The organism is Vibrio nitrifigilis (assembly GCF_015686695.1).
Classification (GTDB): Bacteria; Pseudomonadota; Gammaproteobacteria; order Enterobacterales; family Vibrionaceae; genus Vibrio; species Vibrio nitrifigilis.
Genome location: NZ_JADPMR010000001.1, coordinates 753,285 through 766,012, shown reverse-complemented (window position 1 = coordinate 766,012; position 12,728 = coordinate 753,285). Strand labels below are relative to the sequence as shown.

Below are 12,728 nucleotides of genomic sequence, written 5' to 3'. Positions count from 1 at the left end.
AAAGAGCGGCAGTAATGTGTCTGTCCTGATAAAAAATGGGCAGTAAAAAGCCCTGCTGGGCAGGGCTTGGAAGGTATTATACGATTGGGCGTTGACCGCGATTTAGAAGTTTCAGAAATACGCTGTCGGCAGCTTCACCAGCAACACCAGAAATTTTATCAGTGAGCTTTTTCTTCTGCACATATTGCACCGCAAGAACGGTTTTATCTTTGCAGGCATCTACCACTAAGTCGTCTGATGTTTTGATTTCATCGACTAGACCAAGCTCTAATGCTTGAGTACCAAACCAGTGTTCACCCGTTGCCACTTTATCAAGCTCTAGTTCAGGGCGGTGAGTACGGATAAAGTCTTTAAAAAGAACATGCGTTTCTTCCAGTTCTTGTTTGAATTTATCGCGCGCTTTATCGGTGTTTTCACCAAACATAGTTAAGGTACGTTTATACTCACCTGCAGTAAGCTGTTCGTACTCAATATCATGTTTTTTCAACAACTTGTTGAAGTTTGGTAGCTGTGCAACCACACCAATTGATCCCACAATAGCAAAGGGCGCAGAAACGATTTTATCAGCGATACATGCCATCATGTAGCCACCGCTTGCCGCAATTTTATCTACTGAGATAGTCAGTGTTAGACCCGCGTTTTTAATGCGATCTAATTGAGACGCAGCCAAACCATAGCCATGAACCATGCCACCACCTGATTCTAAGCGCAGCAGCACTTCATCACCCTCTTGCGCAACCGCTAAGATACCTGTGATTTCTTCACGCAAAGCGCCAACTTCTTTTGCATCGATACTGCCATTAAATTCCAAGACAAAAACATAAGGAGCACGAGTAGAAACTAATTCACCCGCTTTCGCTGATTTTTTAACGTCTTTCTCTCGAGCTTTATTTTTCTCTTTTTCAGCTTTCTTTTCAGCTTTATGACGTGCTTTTAAAAATGCATCGTCATGCAAATGGTGCTCTAACTCTTCAACAGTGTGTTTATGCTTTTCGGTTAAGTTAGTAACAACTAATTCCCCTTTCGCACTATGATGTTTTCCACCGACGGATTTGACGATGACTAACAACACAACAATAGCAACAACAATCGTCGCTATCTTGGCCAGAAACAGACCATAGTCCATCAAAAATTCCAATGTTCATATCCTCTTTAATGCGAATTAGTGTATTGTAACCATCTTGTCACCCAGACTGAAACGAAATTCTAACAATTAGGAGTCACATATGGATTATTCCGTCTCTCCCGATACTTTAAAAGGTAAAGTCATCCTTGTCACAGGTGCTGGTGATGGTATTGGTAAACAAGCCGCGCTAAGCTATGCCGCACATGGGGCGACAGTCATTTTACTTGGCCGTACCGTGGCTAAATTAGAACAAACTTACGATGAAATAGAAACCGCAGGATACCCAAAACCTGCGCTCATTCCTCTCGATTTAAAAGGTGCAACATCGCAACATTATCATGCAATGGTATCCACCATCGAAGAGCAATTTGGCCAATTAGATGGTGTTTTACACAATGCAGGCTTACTCGGTGAATTGTGCCCATTAGAACAAATCGCAGAAGCGACCTTTGATGATGTCATGCAAGTGAATGTCAAAGCCCAGTTTTTGATGACTCAAGCTTTATTGCCTCTGCTACGTCAATCCAAGGACGCACGTTTAGTCTTTACCAGTTCTACAGTGGGCCATGAAGGTCGTGCTTATTGGGGCTCTTACTCCATCTCTAAATTTGCCACAGAAGGTATGATGCAGATTTTGGCGGATGAATTAAGCAATACATCGGTCCGTGTTAATGCGATTAACCCGGGTGGCACTCGTACAGACATGCGCGCCTCTGCTTTTCCGGCAGAAGATCCCAATACGCTAAAAACCCCGCAAGATATTATTCCATTGTATGTATATCTGATGGCTCCAGAAGGACAGGCGATACACGGTCAATGCATCGATGCGCAACCCAAGCGCTAAAAACATGAATATGCATACAGGTACTTACTAAAAGGTAAGTACTTGTTTGTTCTAATGTGGTGTTTAGACTAAGACTCTTCACTAATGCTTGTTATCAAGCAATTAGCCAACAAGGAAGCGTCTCATTATGAAACTGTATTTCACCCCAGGAGCCTGTTCTGTCGCTCCACATATCGTATTAGAAGAGCTAGGTCTCCCCTTTGAACTTGTTCAAGTCGATCTTAAAGAGAAAAAAACAGCGACTGGCGAAGATTATCTAGCGATCAACAGCAAAGGTTATGTACCGGCTCTGCAATTAGACAATGGTGATCTTCTAACTGAAGGATTGGTGATTTCACAATACATCGCCGATCTAAAACCAGCAGCGAATCTTGTTCCATCCTCTGGTGAAGCACGTTATCAGTTACAAAGCTTAATGGTGTTCATCTCTACTGAAATTCACAAACCAATGGGCTCGATGTTCAATCCTAAACAATCGGCGGATGCCCGTGCCAGCACTGAAACACTGCTCAACAAACGTTTAACTTGGATTGCTGACACTCTAGGAAATAACGATTACTTGTTCAATAATCAATTTTCTATCGCTGATGCTTACTTGTTTACCGTTTTAAACTGGGCAGGCTTTGTGAAATTTGATCTTTCTCCTTGGCCTACACTGCAAGCATTTGCAGCTCGTATTGCAGAGCGTCCAGCCGCTCAAGCAGCACTAAAAGCAGAAGGGTTAATCTAACATTTAGCCACCACCAGTGGTTATCACATCGTTAACCGCCCTTATGATGAGTGCAATAAAAAAGGTCGAACTGAATACAGTTCGACCTTTTTATATTTCAAGCTAGAGTTAGCTCACCACATGATTATTTCTGTAGTGGTGTCGCCATTTTATCTCGAGCGCCAACAGTCTTACGCATCTCTGCTACTTGGTCAGGCGTAATCTCTTTTGCGGTATTACCCCAAGAGTTACGAACATAGTTTAGAACGTCAGCAATTTCTTTGTCGTTCATTTTCCAAGCAAATGATGGCATGCCTGCTGCAGTAGTACGTACATGTGTAAACGGTGCACGAGTACCTTTTAGCATTGCATGGATAAGGTTTGTTGGATCTTCCGCTGCAATCGTTTTATTTTTTGCAAACGCAGGAACCATACCAGTAATACCTTCACCTTCTAGGCCGTGACATGCTGAACAGTTTACCTCGTAGTCGAGGCCTGCTCGTTTAGTCACATCCAGTTTAGGATAAGTTTTACCACCTTCAGACGCTGGTAACGCTTTTAGATATACGCCAATCGCTTTCAAATCACTATCAGTGAAGTATTGAGTAGAGTGCTGAACAGCTTCTGCCATAGGGCCTGATGCAACAGCAATACCGTTTGAGCCTGTTTTTAGGTATTCAGCAATACCATCAACGCTCATTTCACTAATACCATTATGTGGATTTGGCGTTAAATCTGGTGCATACCATGTACCTAAGTTACCACCTTGCAGATACTTACTCTTAATTTCTGCACCGATGAAGTTACGTGGGTTGTGACACGCAGAACAGTGACCGCCGCCATCAACAAGGTATTTACCACGATTATATTCATCACCTTTTGCTTTATCTTCAGTAAAACCAGTATTGTCGAAGAACAACATATCCCAGCCAGCCAATGATAGGCGAACGTTGAATGGGAAAGGCATATCTTTCGTTTCTTCAATGTCGTTTTTCACAGGTTTCACTGTTGAGAAGTAAGCCCATAGGTCATGCATATCTTGGTCAGTGAATTTCACGTATGCAGTGTAAGGCATTGCAGGATATAAGAATCCATGTGAACCAATACCTTGACGTACCGCATTGAAGAAATCGCGCTCAGTCATATTACCAATACCAGTTTCTGGATCGGGTGTAATGTTTGAGCTATATAGTGAACCGAACGGAGTTTCGATATCGTAACCACCCGCCATTTCACCATGACCTTCAGTGTGACAAGCAGAACAGTCACCAAGGCGCATGATATATTCACCACGCTTAATCGCCGCAGTATCATCTGTTTTAAATTCAGAAAGTTTTACTGTGTCGTCAGCCGCATCGGAACGAGACAGATCAAACGTTTTCCATAGCATCCAACCAGCTACAATCGCTACGATAACGACGAGTAGCACGATAATGCGAATGATTTTTCCTTTTTTCGTACTCATCGTCCTTAACCTCTCACTAACTGACCAGGATTGTTAATGTAGGTTTGATGAATCGCACGAGCAGCACGAACAGATAGTGCACCTACGGTCAATGTTGGGTTATAACCACCGTTGTTAGGGAATGCAGAAGCACCTACAACAAATAGGTTATGCGCATCCCAGCTTTGTAAGTATGGGTTCAATGCAGATGTTGTTGGATCTGCGCCCATCACAGCACCACCGATAGTGTGTGAACTGTGTTGTTTGTATGGGTTCCAGCTAGCTTCGGCTTGGTTATCGATCATCAGATCTTTACCACCCGCTTTCTTCATGAGTTCAACCGCACGTTCTGTCATGTATTTAGACATACGTTGGTCGTTTTTATTCCAATCGAAAGTTACACGAAGCAGTGGCTGACCGTGACGATCTTTATAACGAGGATCTAAATCAAGGAAAGCATTCTTCGTTGGCATTGAAGTGCCCTGACAGAATAGCGTCGCTGCGTTTTGGTAATCACGAGAGAAGGCTTTCTTCCATTCAGTACCCCAACGACGAGTACCTGGACGGATGCCATCCGCATTTTGAATTGGGCGACCATTGGTGTTGAACGCCATGATACCGGCACCACCGATGAAATCGACGTTACTGTGGTCGAAGTTGTCACCGTTGAAGTCATCGATTTGCACCGCAAGAGCACCTGCACCGATGAATGGGTTCATGTATTCATTATCGAAGAAACCCGTCACACTTGAACACGTTTGGTAGCTGTAGTTACGACCAATCGTTCCTTTACCAGTGCGAGGATCATACTGTTCACCTACGCCAGAAAGAAGCATTAGACGAACGTTATCCATTTGGTAAGCGGTGATACACACGATATCAGCAGGCTGGAAGCCTTCTTTACCATCACGTGTAATGAATTTAACACCTTTTACTGTTTTACCGTCTTTGTGTTTCACAGCATGAAGTACTTCTGTTTCACTTAATAGCGTGAAGTTCTTACGACGCATCAATGCAGGTAAAATACATGCTTGAGGTGACGATTTAGAGAAGTTACCACAGCCGTGGAAATCACAGAAACCACAGTAAGTACAAGGTCCCATAGAAACCCCTAGTGGGTTTACATAAGACTGAGAAAGGTTACCAGCAGGAACACTAAATGGGTGGTAGCCCAGATCAGTAGTCAGCTTACGATATTTCGCTGTCCAGTTTGTGTCTTGCAATGGCGGAGTTGGATAATCGCGAGAACGAGGACCTTCGAATACGTTACCACCTGGGATTTTTTCACCCTTAATGTTACCAGCTTTACCAGACGTACCAGCAATACGTTCAAAGCGGTCGTAGTAAGGTTCCATTTCGTCGTAAGTCACGCCCCAGTCTTGTACCTGTAGGCCTTTCGCTTTATCTTTACCGTAACGTTCACGAGTTTTGGTTGCGACTTCGAAGTCCCAAGGAGTGAAACGCCAAGACATGCCTGCCCAGTGGGTACCAGCACCACCAACGTTCCAACCAAATTGGTACGCTGACCAGTTTCGTACTGGTGCTGCATCTTGTTTTGGATTATTACGGAAAGTCGTTGTTTCAACACTCATTGGCTGAGTCATTGCACGACGAGTCTGCCAACGTAATTCATCAGGGTCGACAGCTGGTGGGAAATCCGTCGACGTATCGCGCCATGCGCCACGTTCAATTGCCACGACATTTAGGCCAGCTCGTGTCAGCTCTTCTGCGATGATCGAACCAGACCACCCCAAACCACAGATCACGACATCGGCTTTTGCTCTTTCTATTGCCATTATTATTTGCTCCGGTTTAATCGTTCGGGATTAAACTTACTGGAATTAGTTCTAGATTTTCGCCTGGACGGCTTAAGTAAGGACGGTAATCATAACGAGCACCTGGGAAGCCAATCATCTTCCAACCCGCCATATTGCGGTTACCGCCATAAAGCGGATCAGATAAGTACCCTTCACGTGCGTTTTGGATCATCAGCTCAAATAGAGCCTTACCATCAACGTCTTTACCTAAATCAATTTTTCCAGCTTCTAGGTTCAATAAGAACTGATCCATATTATCTGGAGACAAAGCATCTAAAGAACTGCCAAAATGAGATTGAGAGTATTGTTCTAGAGCTTTGATACCGGTCATATAACGTTCTTTAGGCGTTGCTAAGAACTGCGGCTTACCCATCAGCATTTCTTCATTTTTACGGTCCATTGGACCTTCTAAATAAAGCGCTTTACCTGAGCCATAATCACCAGCAAGCTGGTCATCAAGAAACTCGATACAACCCGCTTCTGTTGCAGATGGGCCATATTGATCCGCAGGAATGATACGGTCAAAAATTGCCGAAAGTGCTGCACGGTCTTTCGGATCCGTCAATACTTGCCATCCAGCTTGCGCAGGCTGAGGCAAATGGTCAGCATTCATTGCTGTTTCTAGTGGCACCCCATGCATTTCTTTCGCATTAACAACATGTGGCGCAATAGCCAGTGCAGATGCAGCGCGGCCTAAAAACTTAAGCGCGTGTCTTCTATCCATATGATTATCCTTTACAGGGAGAATTACCTAACCTTTTCCCATGATATTATGCTCGTCGTTTATCAATGTTAGTGTTAACCAACACCACAAAAGATAGCTAACTATCGCTAACGTCACAGAAAGTGATACGTAGGATAAAACAGAAATCACAGTCAGACCTCTGACAGGCATAAGTCTCAAGGACGCTGTGAGAAAAAGGAGTTGTAACGAAATACTACAACTCCTTAATAAAATACACTACAGGTACTAAATAACAACATCTTGTTAACCCCTTAGTGATAGTTTTTTACAGTTAAAAAATAAGCACAACAATATAATTTGATTATCAAACTGATTTTTTTCAACAGCTTATCTTTTAATCACAAAATGTGTATTTTTACTTCACTGTTATGCAACAACACGTTTCTAGCACGTAACATTTGTAGAAAATTGATAGTTAACTAAGTTCATAATACAAAGAATACTCACATTATCAAACATTTCCCCTACCCATGTGTCATTTTTACTTCACCTTCAACAAGATACAGCTATCACCGGTAAAATAAACAGCAACTGACGTACATGATATACCTGCTTTTTTCTTTCAATTTATGCCTTTCTGGTTAAATAAATGTAAATAAAAACTTTCAGCTATCAATGATTCATTCATGGTTTGATAAATCATATTGATAATGCAGTGTTCTGTTCATTTTTCACACATAGTTATTGTCATTATTAACAGGACAGACACATGACGATTATTGGACCGACATATTAAGGCTCATGTGATTTTATTAGGACAGACAAGATAAGTAAGGATGATTACCGGTAGCGCCTTAAATTTTTCTTGAATGTTTTCCCATGCGAAATATACTGTACATATATACAGGTATCGCATTATGTATGAACTTATTGAACATCTAAAAAATAAACACTGGCTTTGGCGGGGCAGCGAGACAAGTCTCGAATGTGAATGCCAAACTTCCGGCTATCCGGAACTCGATCAGCAGTTGGGCGGAGGATTTCCAACTCAAGGTGTCGTGGAACTCAAAACTCCAGTTGGTATTGGTGAAATACGTTTATTGCTGCCTTATTTAAGTCAGGATAGTGAACGTTTAACAGTGCTCATTAATCCACCAGGAAACGTATCTGCAGAAGCATTCCACCATGCAGGAATGCCTATTGATAAGATCTTGATCTTAACTCCAACCAGCAGCAAAGAAGCGCTATGGGCTGCCGAGCAATGTCTAAAAAGCGGCGCCTGTGCACACGTATTATTATGGCAGGATGAGATAGAGGTACATCAAGCTCGCAGATTACAAGTCGCGAGTGAAACAGGCCAATGCCTACAATTTTTATTTCGCTCAGTTACGAAACCTCTATTTTCGTTACCCGTCACCTTGAGTATGCGGCTTAAAGCGAATGATGAAGGCATCACCATTTCAATTACTAAACGCAAAGGTGGCTGGCCTGCCGAACCCTTTTTAGTCAGCTTTGATCATTACTGGCAGAATTTAACGGTACCAAAAAGCACATCTGTCGTGGTGCCTTTTCCAATCCGCAAACAGGGGTGAACAATGCAAATATGGCTTTATCTGCATTTTTCGCATTTACAGTTGGATACGTTATTCACTCACGAAAAGCAGCCTATTATCTTGGTTACAGGTCAAGATCACCATGTTGTACAAGCAAACACCGTCGCTCTAAACCATGGAATTAAGCTAGGAATGGGATTAGCTGGTGCTGCGACCTTGTGCCGTGATTTGCAGGTGGTCAATTACGACCATCAAGGCGAAACTCACACTTTAGAAAGCTTAGCTCAGTGGCTTTATTTGGTGACATCTGACATCGTACTATTTCCCCCACAAGGTTTACTGCTTAAAGTCTCCAATATGCTGAGTCTATATGCAGGCTTTGATCATTACTGGCAGGCGATTTCTTCACATTTGAACCAGTTTGATGTTCGCTATCATTATGCTGTGGGATTTTCACCACTTAGTGCGATGTTATTAGCCAAATCAGGTGCAAACCAATTAACCTGCGACAAAGCACAATTACTGAAACAAATAAAAACCTACCCGCTTACTGCAACTGAATTGGCGACTCAAGATATTGAAAAATTACATCGAGTCGGAATTAAGACCCTTGGTGCTTTACTTGTCTTACCGATGCAAGACATTGCACGGCGATTTAATATTGACTTAGTGAACTATGTGGGACGCCTTCTTGGACAATTTCACCATCCATTGTGCTTTTATCATCCACAAGTTCAGTTTCAAGCACATATTGATTTACTTTACGAAATCGAACGCATCTCATGGTTAGAAAAACCCTTACAGCGTTTGTTAAACCAGTTGGAGCCATATCTACGCTTACGTAATCAAGTGGCCTATGAGCTAGAGCTTACTCTGACCCAACGTGACCAACAGCAAGAAACCATCGTTTTCTCATCAGCACGAGGCGATGATCAAGCAATACGCTGGATGCAGCTGTGTCGATTAACATTAGAATCGCTTAATCTGAATCATCCTGTCTTAGCGTTAACATTAAAGGTCAAGCGGTCAGGTTCTCAGGCTCAAGACAGCCATGATCTTTTTCGTGGAATACAGGGGCAACAAAGTGCGTTGGATTTGATTGGTACCCTACAAGCTAAGTTAGGTAAACAGCATGTAGTGGCTCCTTACATAAGCCAAGATCCGAGACCAGAGAAGACAACGGAATATCTCGACCCAACTCAACCTATTTCACATACCATTCAGGCTAACCGGCTCAGACCGAGCTTGCTTTACCCTGTTCCACAACCTCTCAATGACAAAATAACACTTATCCATGGTCCTGAACGCATCGCAACAGGATGGTGGGATGGAGAAGCGATCACTCGCGACTATTTTATTGCTCAATCAGCGGATGGTCGCTGGTTATGGGTATTTCGTACCCCAGAGCAACATTGGTTCGTTCACGGTATATTTAGCTAGGATAATGACTTATGGCTTATGCTGAACTCTTTTGTCAGAGTAACTTCTCATTTCTCACCGGTGCCTCCCACGTGGAAGAACTGGTGATTCAGGCAGATTTTCTCCACTACCATTCGCTGGCAATCACTGATGAGTGTTCTGTGGCTGGCGTCGTTCGTGCTTATACTGCCATTAAAGAACATCAGCTCACCATTAAACTGATTATTGGTAGCCTATTTTGGCTTAATGATGAGTGCCAAGTTGTCTTACTTTGTCCAACTCGACCTGCTTATGCAGAATTATGCCGCATTATCACTAACGCTCGCCGCCGCAGTGAAAAAGGTCATTATCAACTTTCAGAATGGGATTTGATGTCCGCTCAGCACTGTCTCTTTTTATGGATCCCACAACAGCAAAAGAGAGATCAACATTGGGGAGTTTGGCTCAAAAAGCATCATCAAGACCGCTTATGGATTGGTGTACAGCGCCATCTTGAAGAAAATGAACATCAATATATCGAGTATTGTCAGCAACTTGCACAGCAACTGCTTCTTCCCATCACCGCCTGTGGTGGTGTTCTTATGCATAATGCGACACGCTTGCCGTTACAACATGTCTTAACAGCCATCAAAAAAAATCAAGCACTGCGAAATATTCAGGGCAGCCTGTTGACCAATACAGAACGAGCATTACGCAGTGAAAATAAATTAGCGAAGCTATTTCCTCAAGCATGGCGACAAGAAAGTATTGCGATTGCCGAGCGCTGCCAATTTCAGCTCGATAGCTTACGCTACGAATACCCTAGTGAACTCGTACCTGATGGCTATACGGCAATGAACTATCTCCGTCATCTAGTCAGCAAAGGAAAAGCTCGCCGTTTTCCTAATGCTGTCCCTAATGATATTCAGGCCACTATTGATAAGGAGCTCTCACTCATTGAAGAGCTCAACTACCCCTATTACTTTCTTACCATTCACGATATGGTGAGCTTCGCCAAGCAGCAAAAGATTCTTTATCAAGGACGAGGCTCCGCAGCTAACTCCGTCGTTTGTTACTGTTTAGACATCACATCCGTTGACCCAAGACAGATATCGGTACTCTTTGAACGTTTCATTAGTAAAGAACGCAACGAACCGCCCGATATTGATGTTGATTTTGAACATGAACGTCGCGAGGAAGTAATTCAATATTTGTATAACAAATATGGCCGAGAAAGAGCCGCCATTGCTGCGACTGTTATTTCTTATCGTTTTAAAAGTGCGGTGCGCGATGTAGGAAAAGCGTTAGGTATTGAAGAGTCTCAATTAGAGTTTTTTATAAAAAAAATCAATCGTCGTGACCGTGCAAAAGGGTGGCAAGCACAGATTGTTGAATTAGGCCTACAACCAGATTCTTTGCAAGGTGAACAATTTATCTCTTTGGTCAATGAGATCTTAGGATTTCCTCGCCATCTTTCGCAACATGTGGGCGGATTTGTCATCTCTGCAGGTCCCCTTTATGAAATGGTGGCAATTGAAAATGCAGCCATGGAAAACCGCACCATTATTCAATGGGATAAAGATGATATTGAAAGTTTAGGGTTGCTGAAAGTCGATGTGTTAGCACTAGGCATGCTCACTGCAATTCGCAAATGTTTCGATTTAGTCGCTCATCACTATAACAGGCACCTTAGCATTGCTGATATTACATGCCTGCAAGATGACATGAATGTCTATCACATGATTCAACAAGCGGATACCGTGGGTGTTTTTCAGATTGAATCACGCGCTCAGATGAGTATGCTGCCACGCCTCAAGCCAGCCTGCTATTACGATCTCGTTGTACAGATCGCAATTGTCCGTCCAGGTCCAATTCAAGGTGATATGGTTCACCCATATCTAAAACGACGTGATGGTTTAGAAGCGATCACTTACCCTTCAGAAGAGGTACGTTCAGTACTTGAGCGCACGATGGGTGTACCAATATTTCAAGAGCAAGTCATTAAGTTAGCGATGGTGGCGGCGGGATTTAGTGGTGGCGAAGCAGACCAACTACGTCGTGCTATGGCGTCGTGGAAGAAAACAGGAGAACTCGCAAAATTTAAGGATAAACTGATCAAAGGAATGGAGTCTCGCGGCTATAGCCATGAGTTTGCACAAACCTTATATGACCAGATTTGTGGGTTTGGTGAATATGGCTTCCCCGAAAGTCATTCGGCTTCGTTTGCAGTATTAGCCTACTGCTCGGCTTGGCTTAAATACTACTACCCAGAAGCATTTTATACCGCCCTTCTGAATAGCCTGCCAATGGGATTCTATAGCCCTTCACAGTTAATCCAAGATGCTCAGCGCCACCAATTAACCATATTGCCCGTCTGTGTTAATCACTCTCAATACGATCACACCATCGTTCCTCATTTACAAGGACAGGCAATCCAACTGGGGTTACGTTTAGTGCGTGGTTTAAGCCTTCAAGGCGCGACCACACTGCTCGACAGTCGTCCTAAATCAGGATATCAACATATCAACACGATAAAATCTTTAGGGCTGAACCGCAAAGACATAGAAGCGCTCGCATCTGCTAATGCCATGCATAGTCTGGCGAACAACCGCTATGCAACACGCTGGGAAATGATGGATACGTTAAGTGACCTCCCCTTGTTTCGCGATGTACATGAACCTGCGCCAAACTATACCGCTCCGCCCAGCGACAGTGACAACTTAATTGAAGATTATGCCGCGCTAGGACTTTCTTTAGAGCACCATCCGATTCCTTTACTAGAAAAAGCAGGATTACTTGGACGTTTTGTTCGTCAGCAAGATCTCATCCATAAAGAGCATCAATCGTTAGTCACTGTAGTAGGTGTTGTCACTGGTAGGCAATCGCCGGGAACGGCTGGAGGGGTGACTTTTTTTACTTTGGAAGATGACACGGGCAATATCAATGTTGTGGTTTGGGGAGCGACTGCACGGGCACAAAAAGAAGCCTATCTCAACGCTAAGATTCTCATGGTGAAAGGTATTTTGGAAAAACAAGGCAGCGTCTGCCATGTGATTGCTGGACGATTAATCGATTTAACACCTCAACTTCACACACTCCAAGCCCCTTCACGAGACTTTCACTGACAGTAAATAAAAAGGCGCACATAATTT

Annotated in this window: 9 protein-coding genes; 5 read left to right on the top strand and 4 right to left on the bottom strand. The window is 43.3% G+C overall.

Annotated features, from left to right (window positions below; genetic code table 11):
• Positions 1–76: 76 nt before the first annotated feature.
• Positions 77–1,138 (bottom strand): protease SohB, encoded by a 1,062-nt coding sequence (gene sohB, locus I1A42_RS03500; protein ID WP_196122660.1) that lies wholly within the window; start codon positions 1,136–1,138, stop codon positions 77–79.
• Between the two features lie 88 nt (positions 1,139–1,226).
• On the opposite strand from sohB, the gene I1A42_RS03495 reads away from it, so the two are divergent.
• Positions 1,227–1,970, top strand: a complete 744-nt coding sequence (locus tag I1A42_RS03495; protein ID WP_161153504.1) for a YciK family oxidoreductase — start codon at positions 1,227–1,229, stop codon at positions 1,968–1,970.
• A 127-nt stretch (positions 1,971–2,097) separates the two neighbouring features.
• Entirely contained in the window at positions 2,098–2,700 is a 603-nt protein-coding gene (gene gstA, locus I1A42_RS03490; RefSeq protein WP_196122659.1) for a glutathione transferase GstA, read from the top strand.
• A gap of 124 nt (positions 2,701–2,824) precedes the next feature.
• On the opposite strand, the gene I1A42_RS03485 is transcribed toward gstA, so the two are convergent.
• Genes I1A42_RS03485 through I1A42_RS03475 form a run of 3 tightly spaced genes read right to left on the bottom strand, consistent with a single transcriptional unit; the run spans position 2,825 to position 6,664 of the window.
• On the bottom strand, positions 2,825–4,144 hold the full coding sequence (locus tag I1A42_RS03485) for a c-type cytochrome (RefSeq protein WP_161153502.1): 1,320 nt from the start codon (positions 4,142–4,144) through the stop codon (positions 2,825–2,827).
• A gap of 5 nt (positions 4,145–4,149) precedes the next feature.
• Positions 4,150–5,919 (bottom strand): GMC family oxidoreductase, encoded by a 1,770-nt coding sequence (locus I1A42_RS03480; RefSeq protein WP_196122658.1) that lies wholly within the window; start codon positions 5,917–5,919, stop codon positions 4,150–4,152.
• Positions 5,920–5,935: 16 nt separating this feature from the next.
• Positions 5,936–6,664 carry a gluconate 2-dehydrogenase subunit 3 family protein gene (locus I1A42_RS03475; RefSeq protein ID WP_196122657.1) on the bottom strand — a complete coding sequence of 243 codons (729 nt, stop codon included), beginning with the start codon at positions 6,662–6,664 and terminating at the stop codon, positions 5,936–5,938.
• 878 nt (positions 6,665–7,542) lie between these two features.
• On the opposite strand from I1A42_RS03475, the gene imuA reads away from it, so the two are divergent.
• From imuA to I1A42_RS03460, 3 genes are read left to right on the top strand one after another with little or no spacing between them, the layout of a single operon-like run.
• Entirely contained in the window at positions 7,543–8,217 is a 675-nt protein-coding gene (imuA, locus tag I1A42_RS03470) for a translesion DNA synthesis-associated protein ImuA (RefSeq protein ID WP_196122656.1), read from the top strand.
• 3 nt (positions 8,218–8,220) lie between these two features.
• Positions 8,221–9,618 (top strand): Y-family DNA polymerase, encoded by a 1,398-nt coding sequence (locus I1A42_RS03465; protein ID WP_196122655.1) that lies wholly within the window; start codon positions 8,221–8,223, stop codon positions 9,616–9,618.
• Positions 9,619–9,629: 11 nt separating this feature from the next.
• Positions 9,630–12,701 (top strand): error-prone DNA polymerase, encoded by a 3,072-nt coding sequence (locus tag I1A42_RS03460; RefSeq protein WP_196122654.1) that lies wholly within the window; start codon positions 9,630–9,632, stop codon positions 12,699–12,701.
• The last annotated feature ends 27 nt before the right edge of the window (positions 12,702–12,728 follow it).